The organism is Pseudomonas sp. LBUM1679, assembly GCF_059695565.1.
Genome location: NZ_CP166774.1, coordinates 1,122,024 through 1,141,302, shown reverse-complemented (window position 1 = coordinate 1,141,302; position 19,279 = coordinate 1,122,024). Strand labels below are relative to the sequence as shown.

The window sequence follows — 19,279 nt, the reverse complement described above, 5'->3', positions numbered from 1 at the left end:
CTCAGGGAATGCCCGGTGTAGGATGCGCCCCCCTTGGCGCTCGCCGACCGGTCCTTCGTTCCACAGCCTTTGGAACCCGAAATAGCTATGTCATCGCGTAAATTTGGACTCAACCTGGTAGTGGTGCTCGCCATCGCCGCCTTGTTTACCGGCTTCTGGGCGCTGATCAATCGCCCGGTCACCGCCCCCGACTGGCCCGAACAGATCTCCGGCTTTTCATACTCGCCGTTCCAGCAAGGCCAGTACCCGCAGAAAGAGCAGTACCCGACCGACGATGAAATGCGTCGCGATCTGGAGATCCTGAGCAAGCTGACGGACAACATCCGTACTTACTCGGTCGATGGCACCCTGGAAAACATCCCCAAACTGGCGGAAGAATTCGGCTTGCGGGTCACCCTCGGCATCTGGATCAGTCCGGATGAGGAGCGTAACGAGCGCGAGATTACGCGCGCCATCGAGATCGCCAACAGCTCGCGCAGCGTGGTACGCGTGGTGGTCGGTAACGAGGCGATATTCCGTAAGGAAATTACCGCCCCGGAGCTCAGCATTATTCTGGATCGCGTCCGCGCGGCGGTGAAAGTGCCGGTGACCACCTCCGAGCAATGGCACGTCTGGGAAGAAAACCCCAGCCTGGCCAAGCACGTCGACCTGATCGCCGCGCACGTCCTGCCGTATTGGGAACATGTGCCGATGGAACAGTCCGGGCAGTTCGTACTCGACCGCGCCCGCGACCTGAAGAAAATGTTCCCGAAAAAACCGCTGCTGCTGTCGGAAGTCGGCTGGCCGAGCAACGGCCGTATGCGCGGCGGCGCCGATGCGTCACCGGCAGACCAGGCGATTTACCTGCGTACACTGGTCAACAAGCTCAACCGCCAGGGTTTCAACTACTTCGTGATCGAAGCGTTTGACCAACCCTGGAAGGCCAGCGATGAAGGCTCGGTGGGCGCTTATTGGGGTGTGTTCAACGCGGCACGTCAGCAGAAATTCAACTTCGACGGCCCGGTCGTCGCGATTCCGCAATGGCGGGTGCTGGCTGTCGGTTCGGTGGTATTGGCCCTGCTGTCCCTGACCCTGTTGATGATCGACGGCTCGGCCCTGCGCCAACGCGGTCGTACCTTCCTGACCTTCATCGCATTCCTCTGCGGTTCGGTACTGGTGTGGATCGGTTACGACTACAGCCTGCAATACAGCACCTGGTTCAGCCTGACGGTGGGGTTCCTGCTCGCCCTCGGCGCGCTCGGGGTGTTTATCGTGCTGCTGACCGAGGCCCACGAACTGGCCGAAGCGGTCTGGACCCACAAACGCCGGCGCGAATTCCTGCCGGTCGTGGGCGATTCGGACTACCGGCCGAAAGTGTCGATTCACGTCCCTTGCTACAACGAGCCGCCGGAGATGGTCAAACAGACCCTCAACGCCCTGGCCAACCTCGATTACCCGGACTTCGAAGTCCTGATCATCGACAACAACACCAAGGACCCGGCGGTCTGGGAACCGGTGCGCGACTACTGCGAAACCCTCGGCCCGCGCTTCAAGTTCTTCCATGTCGCACCGCTGGCCGGTTTCAAGGGTGGCGCGCTGAATTACCTGATTCCGCACACCGCCAAGGATGCCGAAGTCATTGCGGTGATCGACTCGGACTACTGCGTCGATCCGAACTGGCTCAAGCACATGGTGCCGCACTTCGCCGATCCGAAAATTGCCGTGGTGCAGTCGCCACAGGATTACCGCGACCAGAACGAAAGCACCTTCAAGAAGCTCTGCTACGCGGAATACAAAGGCTTTTTCCACATCGGCATGGTCACTCGCAACGACCGTGACGCGATCATCCAGCACGGCACCATGACCATGACCCGGCGTTCGGTGCTCGAGGAGCTCGGCTGGGCCGACTGGTGCATCTGTGAAGACGCCGAGCTGGGCCTGCGCGTGTTCGAAAAAGGCCTGTCGGCGGCGTATTACCACACCAGCTACGGCAAAGGCCTGATGCCCGATACCTTTATCGATTTCAAGAAACAGCGGTTCCGCTGGGCCTATGGCGCGATTCAGATCATCAAGCGCCACACCGCCAGCCTGTTGCGCGGCAAGGGCACCGAACTGACCCGTGGCCAGCGTTACCACTTCCTCGCGGGCTGGTTGCCATGGGTGGCGGACGGCATGAACATCTTCTTTACCGTCGGTGCGCTGTTGTGGTCGGCGGCAATGATCATCGTGCCGCAACGGGTCGATCCGCCGTTGCTGATTTTCGCGATCCCGCCATTGGCACTGTTTGTGTTCAAGGTCGGCAAGATCATCTTCCTCTACCGTCGTGCGGTGGGGGTCAACCTCAAGGATGCCTTCTGCGCGGCACTGGCCGGGCTGGCGTTGTCGCATACCATCGCCAAGGCGGTGTTGTACGGTTTCTTCACCAGCAGCATTCCGTTCTTCCGCACCCCGAAAAACGCCGATAACCACGGCTTCTGGGTGGCCATCTCCGAGGCGCGGGAAGAGGTGTTCATCATGCTGCTGTTGTGGGGTGCGGCGCTGGGGATCTTCCTGGTGAACGGTATGCCGAGCAACGACATGCGCTTCTGGGTGACCATGCTGCTGGTGCAGTCGCTGCCCTACCTGGCGGCGCTGATCATGGCGTTCCTGTCTTCGCTGCCGAAACCTTCGGTCGAAGCTGAAACGGCACCGGCAGTCTAAATCTCTACAGATGCACTAAACGGCGGCCAATGGTCGCCGTTTTGCTTTAAGATAACCGCCATTTTGCGCGCCTGCCTCATCCCCTGTAGGAGCGAGGCTTGCCCGCGAATGAAGCGACTCGGTGTAACAGATACACCTCATCATCGTTCTTCGCGGGCAAGCCTCGCTCCTACAAATAGAGCTTCCGGAGTTTTCCATGACGGCCCACGCCGACCTTTCGCCGACCCTTCAACTCGCCATCGACCTGATCCGCCGTCCATCCGTGACGCCGGTCGACGCCGATTGCCAGAAGCAGATGATGCAGCGCCTGGGCGATGCCGGTTTTGCGCTGGAACCGATGCGCATCGAAGATGTGGATAACTTCTGGGCGACCCACGGCAAACACGACGGTCCGGTGCTGTGCTTCGCCGGCCACACCGATGTCGTGCCGACCGGCCCGGTCACCGCCTGGCAGATCGACCCGTTCAACGCGTTGATCGACGAACACGGCATGCTCTGCGGCCGTGGCGCGGCGGACATGAAAGGCAGCCTCGCCGCCATGACGGTGGCAGCCGAGCGTTTCGTCGCCGACTACCCGGATCACAAGGGCAAGGTCGCGTTCCTGATCACCAGCGACGAAGAAGGCCCGGCACATCACGGCACCAAGGCGGTGGTCGAACGCCTCGCCGCCCGCAAGGAACGCCTGGACTGGTGCATCGTCGGCGAACCGTCGAGCACCACGCTGGTCGGAGACGTAGTCAAAAACGGTCGTCGCGGCTCCCTCGGTGCCAAATTGACCGTTCGCGGTGTGCAGGGTCACGTGGCGTATCCGCACCTGGCGAAGAACCCGATCCACCTCGCCGCGCCGGCGCTGGCCGAACTGGCCGCCGAGCACTGGGACCACGGCAACGATTTCTTCCCGCCGACCAGCTTCCAGATCTCCAACGTCAATTCCGGCACCGGCGCGACCAACGTGATCCCCGGTGACCTGATGGCCGTGTTCAACTTCCGCTTCTCCACCGAGTCGACCGTCGAAGGCCTGCAAAAGCGTGTTGCCGACCTCCTCGACAAGCATGGCCTGGACTGGCACATCGACTGGGCGCTGTCCGGCCTGCCGTTCCTGACCGAGCCGGGTGCGTTGCTGGATGCCGTCGCGTCGAGCATCAAGGACGTCACCGGTCGCGACACCAAAGCCTCTACCAGTGGTGGCACGTCCGACGGACGTTTCATTGCGACCATGGGCACTCAAGTGGTTGAACTGGGCCCGGTCAACGCGACGATCCATCAGGTCAACGAGCGCGTGCTGGCCGCCGACCTCGACGTGCTGACCGATATCTACTACCAGACCCTGATCAAGTTGCTCGCCTGATGCTGGCCTGCCCGATCTGCAGCGAACCGCTGAACGCGGTGGACAACGGCGTGGCCTGCCCCGCCGGGCATCGATTCGACCGCGCGCGCCAGGGTTACCTGAACCTGTTGCCGGTGCAGCACAAGAACAGCCGCGACCCCGGGGATAACCTGGCGATGGTCGAAGCCCGCCGCGACTTCCTGAACGCCGGCCATTACGCGCCGGTCGCCAAGCGTCTGGCGGAGCTGGCTGCCGGGTATGCGCCGCAGCGCTGGCTGGACATCGGCTGTGGCGAGGGGTACTACACCGCGCAAATTGCCGAAGCCTTGCCCCATGCCGATGGTTACGCACTGGATATTTCCCGGGAAGCGGTCAAGCGCGCCTGCAAACGCAATCCGCAGCTGACCTGGTTGATCGCCAGCATGGCGCGGGTGCCGTTGGCGTCCGGCAGTTGCCAGTTCCTCGCGAGCGTTTTCAGCCCGCTGGACTGGGAAGAAGCCAAACGCCTGCTCAGCCCTGGCGGCGGCTTGATGAAGGTCGGGCCGACCCGCGGCCATCTGATGGAATTGCGCGAAAGCCTCTACGACGAAGTGCGCGAATACACCGACGACAAGCACCTGGCCCTGGTGCCGGAAGGCATGGCGCTGCAACACAGCGAAACCCTGGAATTCAAACTGACGCTGGCAAACGGTCAGGATCGTGCCAACCTGTTGGCGATGACGCCCCACGGCTGGCGCGCCAGTGCCGAACGGCGGGCGGCGGTCATTGAGCAGGTCGAGCCGTTCGAGGTCACCGTGTCGATGCGTTACGATTACTTCGTACTTAAATAATTTTGGGTCTTGAGCAACAGCTTGAGGCCGGCTAAATCCGCGAATGGATTTTTCAAGACCGCAGTGAGGACATCCATGCGCCAACCCGATATCGAGATTTACCTGAAAGACGCCGACGTAGATTACAAAGCCGTCGCAGACTGGCTTAGCGAAGCGTTGGGCCAGTGCAGTGAATGGGTCAAGAAAGGCCAGACCTACAAGTGCAAGGCCGGCAATGTACCGGTGACCTGGCTGCCGAAAGCCGTGGGCAAGTGGAACAGCCTGTTCCTGGACAGCGACCAGACCCCATGGGAAGACGACATCGCCTGCGCCCGCGCCGCGTTTGCCGCGCTGAACGTCGAAGTGCGTTGCGCACCGGGGACGTGGGTCGAAGAAGAAGGTGAAGAAACGGCGGACCGCTGGATGCGCATCAGCGCCGACGGTGAAGAAGAAATCACCTGGAAAACCACTTAAGAACAACGCGGATCACATGTGGGAGCGAGCTTGCTCGCGATAGCGAACTGACATTCAACATTGATGTTGACTGAAAGGGCCTCATCGCGAGCAAGCTCGCTCCCACAGTTGTTTTGGGTGATCCGCAAGATACGGTTTACAGCCCCACCACATCCTCAGCCTGCAAGCCCTTCTCGCCCGTCACCACTGCATATTCAACCTGCTGACCCTCAGCCAGCGAGCGGTGTCCCTCCCCGCGGATCGCGCGGTAGTGCACGAACACGTCCACCCCGTCCTCGCGCTGGATGAAGCCATACCCCTTGGCGTCATTGAACCACTTCACATTGCCGGTTTCGCGCGTAGCCATGAATCGGTACCCCCTTCTTTTTATTGTTGAGCGGCCGAGTATATGACAGTCGCGAAATCTCTCAACTCAACTTTACTTAGCCGCTTTTTTGCCGATTTTCGACGAATACGGCACACTAGGGGGCTTTCTCAATGAGTTTCCGCGCCGTGGAAACTCATTGAGAAAGCCCCCTACGCCCGCCCGAGCATTTGCTCGGTTTCAACCACTCACGCAGAAGCCGTATGACCCGTTCCCCGCTCCGCCGTCTTGTGTTTGGCACCCTGCGCCGACTGTTGTACCTCTGGGTTCGCTCGGAGACGATCAACCAGTCGTCGCTCACCCTCAACCTCGACCGCAGCCGGCCGGTGTTCTACGTCCTGCAAAATCCTTCGCTGACCGACCTCGCCGTGGTCGACACCGAGTGCCGCAAGGCCGGCTTGCCCCGCCCGGTGCTGCCGGTCTCGGTGGGCAACCTTGCGGAACCCGCCGCGTTTTTCTACCTGACACCCGCGCCCGACTGGCTTGGACGTCAGGACAAACGAGGGGCGCCACCGACCCTGACCCGCCTGGTCAGCGCCCTGAGCCAGAACGCCGCCGAAGACGCGCAAATCATTCCGGTCAGTGTGTTCTGGGGTCAGTCGCCGGACAGCGAATCGAGCCCGTGGAAACTGCTGTTCGCCGACAGCTGGGCGGTCACCGGGCGCCTGCGCCGGTTACTCAGCATCATCGTGCTCGGGCGCAAGACCCGCGTGCAGTTTTCGGCGCCGATCAATCTGCGCGAGCTGATCAATCACAACAAGGGCCACGAGCGCACCGTGCGCATGGCCCAGCGGATTCTGCGGGTGCATTTCCGCAACCTCAAAGCTGCGGTCATCGGCCCGGACATCTCCCACCGGCGCAACCTGGTCAAGGGCCTGCTCAATCAGCCACTGGTCAAGCAAGCGATCCTCGACGAAGCCGAGCGCGAGAACGTCTCCCCGGAGAAAGCCAAGGCCCAGGCCCTGCGCTACGGCAACGAGATCGCCTCGGACTACACCTACACCGCGATCCGCTTCCTGGAAGTGGTGCTGAGCTGGTTCTGGAACAAGATCTACGACGGGATCAAGGTCAACCACATCGAAGGTGTGCAGAACGTCGCCCAGGGTCACGAAGTGATCTACGTGCCGTGCCATCGCAGCCACATCGACTACCTGCTGCTGTCCTATCTGCTGTTTCGCAACGGCCTGACCCCACCGCACGTTGCCGCCGGGATCAACCTCAACATGCCGCTGATCGGCAGCCTGCTGCGCCGTGGCGGCGCGTTCTTCATGCGCCGCACCTTCAAGGGCAACCCGCTGTACACCGCGGTGTTCAACGAATACCTGCACACCCTGTTCACCAAAGGCTTCCCGGTCGAGTATTTCGTCGAGGGCGGTCGCTCGCGCACCGGACGCATGCTGCAGCCGAAAACCGGGATGCTCGCGATCACCCTGCGCAGCTTCCTGCGTTCGTCGCGGATGCCGATCGTGTTCATCCCGGTGTACATCGGTTACGAGCGCGTGCTGGAAGGCCGGACCTACCTCGGCGAACTGCGTGGCGCGAGCAAGAAGAAAGAATCGATCTTCGACATTTTCAACGTCATCGGTGCGCTCAAGCAGCGTTTCGGCCAGGTGGCGGTGAACTTCGGCGAGCCGATCAAACTCGCGCAATTCCTCGACAGCGAGCAGCCGGATTGGCGCCAGCAGGAACTAGGCCCGCAGTTCAAGCCGGCCTGGCTCAACGCAACCACCCACCGTCTCGGTCAGAAAGTCGCGCAGCATCTGAACGAAGCCGCGGCGATCAACCCGGTCAACCTGGTGGCCCTGGCACTGCTGTCCACCAGCCGCCTGGCCCTGGACGATCGCGCCATGGCGCGGGTACTCGACCTGTACCTGGCACTGCTGCGCAAAGTCCCGTACTCGCCGCACACCACCCTGCCGGAAGGGGACGGCCGGGCGCTGATCGAACACGTGAAGGACATGAACCTGTTGTCCGAGCAGAGCGATGCCCTGGGCAAGATTCTGTATCTGGACGAGCAGAACGCCGTCCTGATGACCTACTACCGCAACAACGTGCTGCACATCTTCGCCCTGCCGGCATTGCTGGCGAGCTTCTTCCAGAGCGCGTCGCGCATGAGCCGCGAGCAGATCCTGCGCTATAGCCACGCGTTGTATCCGTACCTGCAAGCGGAGCTGTTCATTCGCTGGACGCTGGACGAACTGGACGCGGTGATCGATCAGTGGCTCGAAGCCTTCGTCGAACAAGGCCTGCTGCGTTTCGAGAATGACGCTTACCTGCGTCCGGCACCGAGCTCGCGGCATTTTGTGCTGCTGACGCTGCTGTCGAAAAGCATCGCCCAGACCCTGCAACGCTTCTACATGACCGTGTCCCTGCTGCTCAACAGCGGCCAGAACAGCATCACTGCCGAAGAACTGGAAGACCTGTGCACGGTCATGGCCCAGCGCCTGTCGATCCTGCATGGCCTGAACGCCCCGGAATTCTTCGACAAGAGCCTGTTCCGTCACTTCATCCAGACCCTGCTCGACCTCGACGTGCTCAAGCGCGATGAAGCCGGCAAGCTGGGCTATCACGAACTGCTCGGTGAGCTGGCCGAAGGCGCAGCAAAAAGGGTGTTGCCGGCGGAAATTCGCTTGTCGATCCGGCAGGTAGCGCTGCATCGCAGTGAAGATGCGGCGGATCAGGTCGCGGTCCCGGCAAAGACCGACTAAATTCCCACAGGCGTCATCTTCTTCTGGCGCCTTAAATACGGAGATTTACGATGAAAAAACTTTCTCTATTGGCCATCGCCACCCTGCTGGGTGCCTGTCAGTTGATACAACCTGCCGCTAAACCCAGCCTCGAAGGCGAAGTGTTCTACCTGCAACGCATCGCCCTGCCGCCGAACGCCACCTTGAGCGTCAGCCTGCAGGACGTGTCCCTGGCCGACGCCCCCGCCGTGGTCCTCGACGAACAGAAAGGCCCGGTCAAAGGCCAGGTGCCGCTGCCGTTCCAATTGAGCTACGATCCGGCACAAGTCCAACCCGGCCATCGTTATTCGGTCAGCGCGCGGATCGAGGTGGATGGCAAACTGATGTATACCACCACCCAACAACACGCCGTACAGCTTGATGGCAGCGACCCACAATCGCTGAAAGTCCGCGTCCACGCCGTCCGCTAATTCTTTCGAACAAGGAAGCCACCATGCTCCGCCCTACCCTTCGTCTCGCCGGCCTGTGCGCAGGCGTGATGTTCTGCGCCAGCGCCCTGGCGCTGTCGCTCAGCGACCTGTCGCAAAAGGACGCCACCGGCGGCCTGAAAGATGCCCTGACCCAGGGCGCGCAACTGGCCGTGAAGCAGCTGGGCACGCCTGGCGGCTTCAGCAACAACCCGGAGGTGAAAATCGAACTGCCGGGCAACCTGGGCAAGGTCGCCAGTAAAATGAAACAGTTCGGCATGGGCGCCCAGGTCGATCAACTGGAAACCAGCATGAACAAGGCGGCGGAAACCGCCGTCACCCAGGCCCAGCCGATCCTGGTGGACGCGGTGAAGAAGATGAGCGTGGAGGATGCCAAAGGGATTCTCAGCGGCGGCAATGACTCGGCCACGCAGTACCTGAGCAAAACCAGCCGCGAACAGATCCGCGCCAAGTTCCTGCCGATCGTCAAGCAAGCCACCGACCAGGTGGGCCTGGCCAAGCAGTACAACTCGTTCGTGGGCCAGGCTGCAACGCTGGGCGTAGTGGATGCGAAGAATGCCAACATCGAAAGCTACGTGACCGAGCAGGCATTGAACGGTTTGTTCGAGATGATCGGCAAACAGGAAGAAACCATTCGCCAGAACCCGGCAGCTGCGGCGACCAGCCTGGCGAAAAAAGTGTTCGGCACGCTCTAGGCTGCAGTTCAAAACACCTGTGGGAGCGAGACCGCTCGCTCCCACAGTGATTCAGGGCGTTGATGCCGCCCGCAGAAAGAACACCCACTCGCGTCCCATCTTCCTCTTCTCGAACACCTTCAGCGCTACCAATCCGTTCAAAGTCGCCGATGCGGTGTTGTAGGAACAACCCAGATTCTCCTTCACATTGACCGCCGTGAACTCCTTGGCCATACCACTCTTGGCCACTTGGAATACCGCGCGCTGTTTCTCGGTGAGCCGGTCGAAAAAGCCCGACTCCAGCAGCCATCGATCGAAGCTTTCGGCATAGGCCAGACCTTTCCGATAAGCCTCGGTAAAACCGCTGACAGCCCGCAGGATGACCGAGCACTGGAAATCGATGAAATAGGTCAGGTCCAAATCATCGGCCTCGGTATTCAAATACGAGCGCCCGTACTTCACCGGCGCGTTACGCAGCAAAATGCTGATCGCGATATAGCGAAAGGCCGAGAAGTCATTCTTGAACATGAACCAGTAAAACAACGCGCGCGCGACCCGGCCGTTGCCATCGCGGAAAGGGTGCTCGTAGCCCAGGGCAAAATGCAGCGCGATGCCTTTGATCAACGGATGAAGGTAATCCGTATGATCGGGGTCGTTGTGGGACTGATTGATCCACTTCGCCAACATCTGCAATCGAGAGGCGAGCCCCGCTGCCGGGGGTGGCGCATGGACGGTGTTGCCTTCGCCATCCTGCACCACCACGTCATCGTTATCCCTGAAATCCCCCGGCGAATATTGCGCGTCATCAATGCCCTCCACACCGACCCGATGCATCGCCGTAATGAGCTCGAGACTCAAGGGTTCATAACGCTGCTCCCAGGCGAAGTTCATCATCTTGTAATTGCCGATCACCATGCGCTCATCCGGCGTGCGCGGCAGGCGCTTGCGCTTGAGCATGTCCTTGGCCACCCGGGTGGTGGTTGCCGCGCCTTCGAGCTGGCTGCTGCTGATGGCTTCGTCTTCGATCAGATCGTTGAGCAGATAACTGAAGTGCGCGCGCTCACCGATCTGGCTGGTCATGTATTCCAACGCGGCAGTCGTCGCTTGTCGGTCGACGATGGACATCGCCTTTTGCGCCAGTGGCGTCAGGACACACTTGCCCCACTGGATCGGCTCGCCCAAGGGCAGAAGGGTTGAGTACTGGGCAGTCCGGGCTTTCTTGACCAGGGCCCAGCACAGATTCGAATCCAGCCCCGGCGCCCAGCGGTAGCGCAACTCATCGAATGGAAGGTAACGCCCCTGATCGTCCATCGGCATAAGCAGGGCGAGGTAGTCCGAGAGACGCTCCTTGTGCGGCGATCGCGCCAACAGGTCGAAAATCGGGTCGGATCGGCCTTTCAGAATGGGTGGCTTTTTCACTGGCGCTGTCTCAAAAACTCATGAAACTGAGTCTTGAGTACAGCATTTTGCTCTCCACATCTCAATATCAGACAAGTCTGAGATAGGTGTAGGAGCAAAGTGTGCTTGCGGTGACCACGACTTGGTCAGCCTGATCGGACGACGCACATTCACAAAAAGCCCGCTGGCCTTCACAGGTTCAGCGGGCTTTTTGGTGGTGCTAAGGTTGCAGCTGTACGCAGGTTCGCAGACCGGGACTTCAGGAACCCGGCATACCCAAAGGTATCCCGCGCACAACCGCCATAACACAGTCATAAAAAAGCGCCCGCTTTCGAGATGGTGGACGCTGTGCGTCTGAAGTTTAACCGGGCTGCGAAACCCGGTCGCTGCTTTTTGCAGCGACGATCAAAGGCTAGAGGTCGCACTTCCCACGGACAACCTGAAAATCTTGTGGGAAAGTTCTGCTGTTTTGACTGATTGATAAACATCGTCGATTTTGAGGCCGCCTTCGCCGGTAAGCCGGTCTCGCTCCCATAATTGGATCGGGTGTATCTGTGAGGGATTGGCTGGCTGGCAGGCCGCTTTCGCTGGCAAGCCAGCTCCTACAAGGGGTTTGGGTTGATCCGCAGAATCAGGTGGACTGGCAGGCCGTCTTCGCTGGCAAGCCAGCTCCTACAAAGGATCGGCGTACACCCTGCGCTCTTCACCACTCATCAGGCCGAGCGTTAGCTCGCCTGCAGCGCTTGATCTTGATCCACCCGCCCCTTCGGGAGGCTGAGTGGAGGTGTTTATCCGGGGAGTGGCGCGCAGCGCCGTTCGACGCAGTCGAACACGCTGCATGTAGGTCGTCGCGAAGCAGACCGGAGGGCAGTGTCCCCGGATGAATACCGGAGCGAAGGAACGCCGAGCCTTAGCGAGGGGCCGGACGCCGGGGCGAGCCTTTTTTTGCTTACTTTTTTTTGGCGTTTGAAAAAAAAGTGAGTCGCCGTAAGGGCGAAACCATAAGCGGCCGTTACCGCAACAATGGATATGTACACCATCACCAACAACCTGGTCGGCCCGAAGGCCGCCAAGATCAAAAGATCAAACTGGGTCTTTCTTGATACGAAACCAGGCCGCGTAGAGCGCAGGAAGGAACAGCAACGTCAACGCAGTGGCCACAATCAACCCCCCCATGATCGCCACCGCCATCGGCCCGAAAAACACACTGCGCGACAGCGGAATCATCGCCAGCACCGCCGCGAGCGCCGTCAACACAATCGGCCGGAAACGCCGCACCGTCGCCTCGATAATCGCCTGCCACGGCTTGAGCCCGGCCGCGATATCCTGCTCGATCTGGTCCACCAGGATCACCGAGTTACGCATGATCATCCCGGACAAGGCGATAGTCCCGAGCATGGCAACGAAACCGAACGGCTGACGGAACACCATCAGGAACAAGGTCACCCCGATCAACCCCAATGGCGCAGTGAGAAACACCATCACCGTGCGTGAGAAACTGCGCAGTTGCAGCATCAGCAAGGTCAGCACCACCACGATGAACAAGGGCACGCCCGCCTTCACCGAATTCTGCCCCCGGGCCGAATCTTCCACGGTGCCGCCGACATCCAGCAAATAGCCGTCCGGCAATTCGGCGCGAATCGGATCGAGGGTCGGCATGATCTGTTGCACCAGGGTCGCCGGCTGCTCCTTGCCATAGATGTCGGCGCGGACCGTCACGTTGGGCAAACGGTTGCGGTGCCAGATGATGCCTTCTTCAAAGCCGTATTCCAGGGTCGCGATCTGCGACAGCGCCACGCTGCGGCCGTTGTCGGTCGGCACCGCCAGGCTGGGCAGCAACGACAGTTCGGTGCGTTCGTGCACGGTGCCGCGCAGCAGGATCTCGATCAACTCGTTGTCTTCACGGTACTGGCTGACGCTGGAACCGGTCAGGGAGCTTTGCAGGAACCTCGACAGGTTCGCCGTGCTCACGCCAAGCGCCCGGGCGCGGTCCTGATCGACGTTCAGGTACACGACTTTGCTCGGCTCTTCCCAGTCCAGGTGGACGTTGACCACGTGAGGGTTCTCGCGAACCTTGGCCGCGACTTTGCGCGCCAGCGCACGGACTTCCTCGATGTGCTCGCCAGTGACCCGGAACTGCACCGGATAGCCGACCGGCGGGCCGTTCTCCAGCCGCGTGACCCGCGAGCGCAGGGCCGGGAACTGTTCGTTGAGGGTGTCGATCAGCCAGGTACGCAGGGGTTCGCGGTCCTCGATGGTCTTGGCCAGGACGACAAACTGGGCGAAGCTCGCCGCCGGCAGTTGCTGATCCAGCGGCAGGTAGAAGCGCGGTGAACCGGTGCCGACGTAGGCCACGTAATTGTCGATACCGACGTGATCCTTCAGCAGGGCCTCAAGGCGCTTGACCTCGTCGGCGGTGTTGCTCAGGGAAGCGCCTTCGGCCAGTTTCAGGTCGACCATCAACTCAAGACGCCCGGACGCCGGGAAAAACTGCTGTGGAACAAAGCGGAACAGCACGATGGAGCCGATGAACAACACGACGGTCAGCAGGATCACAGTCTTGCGCCAGCGCACACACCACTCCACCAGGCGCCTGACCCGTTGATAGAACGGCGTACCGTAGGGGTCGGTCCGGCCGTCGCCGGTCCCGTGTTTGGCCGCATGAATTTTCGCCAGGTCCGGCAGGAGTTTTTCCCCCAGATAGGGCACGAACACCACGGCGGCAATCCACGAGGCCAGCAACGCAATGGTCACCACCTGGAAAATCGAGCGGGTGTATTCGCCGGTGCCCGATTGCGCAGTGGCAATCGGCAGGAAGCCGGCAGCGGTGATCAGCGTGCCGGTGAGCATCGGGAACGCGGTACTGGTCCAGGCATAGCTGGCGGCCTTGATCCGGTCGAAGCCCTGCTCCATTTTGATCGCCATCATTTCCACGGCGATGATCGCGTCGTCCACCAGCAACCCCAGGGCCAGCACCAGCGCGCCCAGAGAGATCTTGTGCAGGCCGATGCCGAGGTAATACATGCAGGCAAAGGTCATCGCCAACACCAGCGGAATCGCCAGGGCGACCACCATGCCGGTGCGCACACCAAGGGAGAAGAAGCTCACCAACAGCACGATGGCCAGGGCTTCCACCAGCACTTGAACGAACTCGCCAACCCCGGTTTTCACCGCGGCCGGCTGGTCGGACACCTTGCGCAGCTGCATGCCGGCCGGAAGGTTTTTCTGGATCCTGGCGAACTCGACTTCCAGCGCCTTGCCCAGCACCAGAATGTCGCCACCCTGCTTCATGGCCACGGCCAGACCGATGGCATCTTCGGCCATGAAGCGCATGCGCGGCGCGGGAGGATCGTTGAAACCACGGCGCACGTTCGCTACATCGGCAATGCGAAAGGTGCGATCGCCTACGCGGATCGGGAAGTTCTTGATCTCGTCGACGGTCTGAAAATTCCCCGAAACCCGTAGCTGCAAGCGCTCGCTGGACGTTTCGAAGAAGCCGGCGGTGGACACCGCGTTCTGCTCCTCGAGCGCTTGCTGCACCACCGCCAGGGGCAACCCGAGGGTGGCGAGTTTGACATTGGACAGTTCGATCCAGATCTTCTCGTCCTGCAGCCCGAGCAGATCGACCTTGCCCACGTCCTTGACCCGTTGCAGCTGGATCTGGATGCGGTCGGCGTAATCCTTGAGCACCGCGTAGTCGAAGCCCTCACCGGTCAGGGCGTAGATATTGCCGAATGTCGTGCCGAACTCATCGTTGAAAAACGGCCCCTGAACCCCTGGTGGCAGGGTGTGGCGAATATCGCTGGTCTTCTTGCGGACCTGGTACCAGAGCTCGGGAATGTCCACCGAATGCATGGAGTCCCGGGCAATGAACGTCACCTGGGATTCACCGGGGCGCGAGAACGACACGATGCGCTCGTACTCACCGGTTTCCATCAGCTTCTTTTCGATGCGCTCGGTGACCTGGCGCGATACTTCCTGCGCCGTCGCCCCTGGCCAGAGAGTACGGATCACCATGGCCTTGAAGGTGAACGGCGGGTCTTCGCTTTGGCCGAGCTTGGTGTAGGAAAGTGCTCCCACGACCGCCAGCAACAGCATCAGGAACAGGACGATCTGGCGATTACGCAGCGCCCATTCGGACAGATTGAAACCCATCGGGATTACTCCTTGTCCGCCAGATTGACCACACGGTTGGAGCGATCCACGGGGCGCACCTGCTGCCCTTCGAGAAGCACATGGACACCGGCCGCCACCACCCAGTCATTGGCGTTTAGGCCTTCGAGCACCGGCACGGTCTTCTCGCCGAACGCACCGACCCGCACCGGGGTTTTCTTCAAGGTGTTGTTGGCACTGACGACCCAGACGTAGGTCGCGCCGTTTTCCGCGGTCAGCGCGGAAAGCGGTACGGACAGCGTCACCACGTCGGCGGCCTGGACGAACACCCGGGCACTCTGGCCGAGTTCGGCGGGAACCTTGCCACCGGTGAATGAGATGCGCGCGGCGAAGGTGCGCGATTTCGGATCGGCCGCCGGGGATAACTCACGGATGCGCCCGGCGAAACGTTGATCGGGTTGGGTCCAGAGTTCCACCGACACCGGCTGGCCGACCTTGAACCGGCCGAAACTCTGTTCCGGCAGGCTGATCGACACCTCGCGCTCGCCATCGGTGGCCAGGGTAAACACGGTTTGTCCCGCCGCCACGACTTGCCCGACTTCCACCGCTCGCTTGGCCACCACACCGTCCTGGGGCGCGCGCAGCACCGCGTAGCTGGCCTGGTTGGTCGAGACGTTGAACTCGGCCTTGATCTGCTTCAGGCGGGCTTCACCGGAGCGGAACAGGTTTTCTGCATTGTCGTACTGCGAACGACTGACCATCTGCCTGTCCATCAGGGTCTTGTAGCGATCGCGCTCGGCGCGCACCAGGTTCAGATTGGCTTCGGCAGCGGCGACCTGGGCGCGGGTGGCTTCCAGTTGCAGGCGCACGTCCTGCGGATCGAGCTCCGCCAGCGGTTGGTCCGCCTTGACCCGCTGCCCTTCCTCGACCAGTCGTCGGCTGACTTTGCCGCCAATGCGAAACGCCAGCTCCGGCTCAAAGCGCGCCCGGACTTCACCGGGAAAGCTTTCCAGGGCTCGGGCCGACGGCTCTGGCTGCACCACCATGGCCGGTCGAACGGTGACTTGAGGCGCCTCTTCATGACCGCACGCAGACAATAAAAACGCCAGACTGACCGGCAATGCGAGGGGCAAGGCATAGCGGAACATGGTGAAGGACCTTTCGCTAATGGTGCTTGGAATAATTATACTGGCCAGTATGTTATTAATAGCAAACTCACCAGTCCAGTATTAAAGCGAAGAATGCCAAACAATCTTTCAGCCCCCAACGGTCCGGGCCGCCCCAAGGATCTGGCCAAGCGCCAGGCGATCCTCGAAGCGGCGAAAATCCTGTTTCTGAGCAATGGTTACGCCAACACCAGCATGGACGCCGTGGCGGCCGAGGCCGGGGTGTCGAAACTGACGGTCTACAGCCATTTCAACGACAAGGAGACGCTGTTCTCCGCCGCCGTCATGGCCAAGTGCGAAGAACAACTGCCAACGCTGTTTTTCGAATTGCCGGACGGCATCGCGGTGGAAACGGTGCTGTTGAACATCGCGCGTGGCTTTCATCAGCTGATCAATAGCGACGAATCGGTGAACCTGCACCGGCTGATGATGACCCTGGGCAGCCAGGACCCGAAGCTCTCGCAGATTTTCTTCGAGGCCGGGCCGGAGCGCATGCTGCACGGGATGGAACGGTTGCTGAGCAAGGTGGATCAGAGCGGCGCGCTGAGCATCGACAAGCCGCGCCATGCAGCGGAGCATTTTTTCTGCTTGCTCAAGGGTGCGGGGAATTTTCGCTTGTTGTATGGGTGTGGCGAGCCGTTGACCGGGGATGCGGCCGAGAGCCATGTGCGGGAAGTGGTGGGGTTGTTTATGCGGGCTTATCGACCGGAGTCAGCCTGATCGATTTGTAGTGTCTGGGCCGACGCTATCGCGAGCAAGCTCGCTCCCACAGGGATCCATGTCACACCACAGATCCCCTGTGGGAGCGATCTATGTCACACCACAGATCCCCTGTGGGAGCGATCCATGTCACACCACAGATCCCCTGTGGGAGCGAGCTTGCTCGCGATGGGGGCGATGCAGGTCTCAGGGCTTCAACGCTTTCTTCGGGTAAATGTCATACCGACTGGACTTCCCATCCAGCGCATGACTGGGCTTGGGCCCCGCAATGCACGGCGCCTTGCGCGGGCGCTTGACCACCACCCGGTGGCTGGCCAGCGCCAACGCCGCTTCGAGCAATGCCGGCGCATCCGGATCATCCCCCACCAACGGCCGGAACAGACGCATCTCCTTCTTCACCAACGCGGTTTTCTCCCGATGGGGAAACATCGGGTCGAGGTAGATCACTTGCGGCGGCTCACCTTCCCAGTTGCGCATCACTTCGATCGAATTGCCCTTGAGCAACCTCATCCGCGCCACGATCGGCGCCACGGCGAAATCCTCCGCGCCACGGGCCAGGCCATCTTCAAGCAAGGCGCCGATCAACGGCTGACGCTCGATCAGGCTCATCTCGCAGCCCAGGCTCGCCAGCACGAACGCGTCCTTGCCCAGCCCTGCCGTGGCATCCAGCACCCGTGGACGCACGCCTTGGCCAATGCCCACCGCCTTGGCGATCATCTGCCCCGTGCCGCCACCGAATAACCGACGGTGGGCCGCGCCGCCCTCGACAAAGTCCACCCGCACCGGGCCCGGCGCATCGGCACCCAGTTGTTGCAGCTGCAAACCCTGCTCGCCCACCTGCAAGGCAAACTCAGCGTCCGCCACCTGCATCGGCAAGCCCAGGCGCTCGGCCCATTGTTCGGCCTGTGGCTGAAAGGCCGGGGTCGAAGCTTCGACGTGAATGCGGCAGACCGCAGGTTGCTCAATCATGGGAACACGCTCAAAAAATTAATGATCGGCAAAAACGGCCGATAACAACACTATCGAGCATTTTGCCAGAGCTGAGCGTCGACCGAGAGAAATGTCAGACTTTCAACCCACCATCACCGGCTTTATCTCGCCCTACGGCGATTTCAGCCTGCGCAATACCCAGGCACTGAGCGGTGTCAGTCACCTGTGGCAGGATTTTTTTGCCCGGGCGCTGGCCGATCAGTCGGGTGAGGTGCTGCCGCAATCGCTCAACTTTCCACCGGTCGATCTCGACAGCCCGGTCGAACCCACGGTTGGCAGCGATCTGCTGGCGCACATCGTTGCCCAGCGCGACTGTGAGGTGAAGGACAACGAAGTACGCCCGCCCGAGCCGTTGTTCCTGCCGATTGCGGAGTTCGAAACGGACCTGGCGGACAAACCCTTCCCGCCGTTCCCGGACGAGGCAATCATCGCTCAGCAGCAACAGCAGGACTTCGAAAGCGCCTGGGTTCGCCCGATCGTGCTGGCCGCAGGCCAGCCTGTGCCGCAAACCGGTCCGGCGCCACAACCGCGTGCGCTGCACTTGCCGATCGCCGAGTTCGAACTCCATCTGCTGGACAAGCCCTTCCCGCCGTTCTCGGCCGAAGCGCTGATGGAACAACAGCAACTCTTCGATTTCGATACCGGCTGGGCGCGCCCGATCGTGCTGCAGAACCTGCGTATCGCCGCCTGAGTCTCAGCGACAGACCTGCCACGGCCCGACATCCAGGTGAAAGTGATCGCGATGGGCGGCGTTGTAGTCCGGGCTCAATACCCCACTGAACAGGTCGCAGGCGCCATCGCGGACCTGGCGCAGAAACCGTGCGTCCTGATTATCCTTCGGCCAATCCTTGAGCACATTGACGGCGCGGCCGTCGGCCAGGCGAAAACCGGCGATATCGAGCGCATTGGCGCTGGCGTGCTGGCTGCGCCTGCCGTTCTCGCGACCGTAGACGTTGCGACAGGCAAAGCTGCCGAGATGATCGACACGGGTCACAGTCTGGCCATAGACCGCCTGTGCCGCGGGTTGCAGCGCGTGATGCTCGAACAGGGCGAAGGACACCGCCAGGCGACAACTGGCGAGGAAACTGCTGCTCAGGGCCACTGCGCCGCCTTGCACACGCCAGGTGTTGAGCAACGGGCAGGTCGCGCCAGGGCTGTCGGCCTGGCGCGACACACGTAATCCGGAGCTGCCCAGGACCTGATCGCATAGCTGCGGATCATCACGCAGTCGCATCAGCTTGTAGCGCGTCAGAAAATTGGGTTGGGCCTTCACGTCCAGCGGCGCCCAGGGGTTCCATTGCGGCGGCAGCGAGACCCAGCCACGCCAGACGCTCACTGCCGCCGTGCCGATGATCAACGTCAGCACGAACATCACCCACAGCGCCCGCAT

15 protein-coding genes are annotated in these 19,279 nt (G+C 61.2%); 9 read left to right on the top strand and 6 right to left on the bottom strand.

The features are described from left to right. Positions 1–87: 87 nt before the first annotated feature. From ACA062_RS05180 to ACA062_RS05165, 4 genes are all read left to right on the top strand, one after another. Positions 88–2,679 (top strand): glycosyltransferase, encoded by a 2,592-nt coding sequence (locus tag ACA062_RS05180; RefSeq protein ID WP_497455493.1) that lies wholly within the window; start codon positions 88–90, stop codon positions 2,677–2,679. 196 nt (positions 2,680–2,875) lie between these two features. Beyond that, positions 2,876–4,027: a succinyl-diaminopimelate desuccinylase gene (dapE, locus tag ACA062_RS05175; RefSeq protein ID WP_497455492.1), complete on the top strand. Its 1,152-nt coding sequence runs from the start codon at positions 2,876–2,878 to the stop codon at positions 4,025–4,027. Further along, complete coding sequence (locus tag ACA062_RS05170) at positions 4,027–4,836, top strand: putative RNA methyltransferase (RefSeq protein ID WP_497455491.1); 810 nt, start codon at positions 4,027–4,029, stop codon at positions 4,834–4,836. The genes dapE and ACA062_RS05170 overlap by 1 nt, the downstream gene beginning before the upstream one ends. A 75-nt stretch (positions 4,837–4,911) precedes the next feature. Continuing rightward, a complete protein-coding gene (locus ACA062_RS05165) occupies positions 4,912–5,289 on the top strand; it encodes a hypothetical protein (protein WP_497455490.1) in 378 nt (125 codons plus the stop codon). Positions 5,290–5,425: 136 nt separating this feature from the next. Here ACA062_RS05165 and ACA062_RS05160 read toward each other — a convergent pair whose 3' ends face one another. Beyond that, entirely contained in the window at positions 5,426–5,635 is a 210-nt protein-coding gene (locus ACA062_RS05160; RefSeq protein WP_010462862.1) for a cold-shock protein, read from the bottom strand. 221 nt (positions 5,636–5,856) lie between these two features. On the opposite strand from ACA062_RS05160, the gene plsB reads away from it, so the two are divergent. Genes plsB through ACA062_RS05145 form a run of 3 tightly spaced genes read left to right on the top strand, consistent with a single transcriptional unit; the run spans position 5,857 to position 9,523 of the window. Beyond that, the gene (plsB, locus tag ACA062_RS05155; RefSeq protein ID WP_497455489.1) at positions 5,857–8,361 is read left to right on the top strand and encodes a glycerol-3-phosphate 1-O-acyltransferase PlsB; all 2,505 of its coding nucleotides are present in this window, start codon (positions 5,857–5,859) and stop codon (positions 8,359–8,361) included. Between the two features lie 50 nt (positions 8,362–8,411). Continuing rightward, a complete protein-coding gene (locus ACA062_RS05150) occupies positions 8,412–8,810 on the top strand; it encodes a YbaY family lipoprotein (RefSeq protein ID WP_497455488.1) in 399 nt (132 codons plus the stop codon). Between the two features lie 23 nt (positions 8,811–8,833). Further along, positions 8,834–9,523 carry a DUF4197 domain-containing protein gene (locus ACA062_RS05145; RefSeq protein ID WP_497455487.1) on the top strand — a complete coding sequence of 230 codons (690 nt, stop codon included), beginning with the start codon at positions 8,834–8,836 and terminating at the stop codon, positions 9,521–9,523. Positions 9,524–9,574: 51 nt separating this feature from the next. Here ACA062_RS05145 and ACA062_RS05140 read toward each other — a convergent pair whose 3' ends face one another. From ACA062_RS05140 to ACA062_RS05130, 3 genes are all read right to left on the bottom strand, one after another. Then, a complete protein-coding gene (locus ACA062_RS05140; protein ID WP_497455486.1) occupies positions 9,575–10,921 on the bottom strand; it encodes a Fic family protein in 1,347 nt (448 codons plus the stop codon). A 1,062-nt stretch (positions 10,922–11,983) separates the two neighbouring features. Next, positions 11,984–15,055 (bottom strand): efflux RND transporter permease subunit, encoded by a 3,072-nt coding sequence (locus ACA062_RS05135; RefSeq protein WP_497455485.1) that lies wholly within the window; start codon positions 15,053–15,055, stop codon positions 11,984–11,986. Between the two features lie 5 nt (positions 15,056–15,060). Beyond that, entirely contained in the window at positions 15,061–16,161 is a 1,101-nt protein-coding gene (locus ACA062_RS05130; RefSeq protein ID WP_497455484.1) for an efflux RND transporter periplasmic adaptor subunit, read from the bottom strand. A 93-nt stretch (positions 16,162–16,254) separates the two neighbouring features. Here ACA062_RS05130 and ACA062_RS05125 point away from each other — a divergent pair, with 93 nt between their 5' ends. After that, positions 16,255–16,899, top strand: coding sequence for a TetR/AcrR family transcriptional regulator (locus ACA062_RS05125; RefSeq protein WP_497455483.1), 645 nt, complete (start codon positions 16,255–16,257; stop codon positions 16,897–16,899). A gap of 186 nt (positions 16,900–17,085) precedes the next feature. Here ACA062_RS05125 and ACA062_RS05120 read toward each other — a convergent pair whose 3' ends face one another. After that, positions 17,086–17,868, bottom strand: a complete 783-nt coding sequence (locus tag ACA062_RS05120; RefSeq protein WP_497455482.1) for a class I SAM-dependent methyltransferase — start codon at positions 17,866–17,868, stop codon at positions 17,086–17,088. Between the two features lie 91 nt (positions 17,869–17,959). Between ACA062_RS05120 and ACA062_RS05115 the strand changes: the two genes are divergently transcribed. After that, positions 17,960–18,580: an energy transducer TonB gene (locus tag ACA062_RS05115; RefSeq protein ID WP_497455481.1), complete on the top strand. Its 621-nt coding sequence runs from the start codon at positions 17,960–17,962 to the stop codon at positions 18,578–18,580. 3 nt (positions 18,581–18,583) lie between these two features. Here ACA062_RS05115 and ACA062_RS05110 read toward each other — a convergent pair whose 3' ends face one another. Next, a complete protein-coding gene (locus tag ACA062_RS05110) occupies positions 18,584–19,279 on the bottom strand; it encodes an extensin-like domain-containing protein (protein WP_497455480.1) in 696 nt (231 codons plus the stop codon).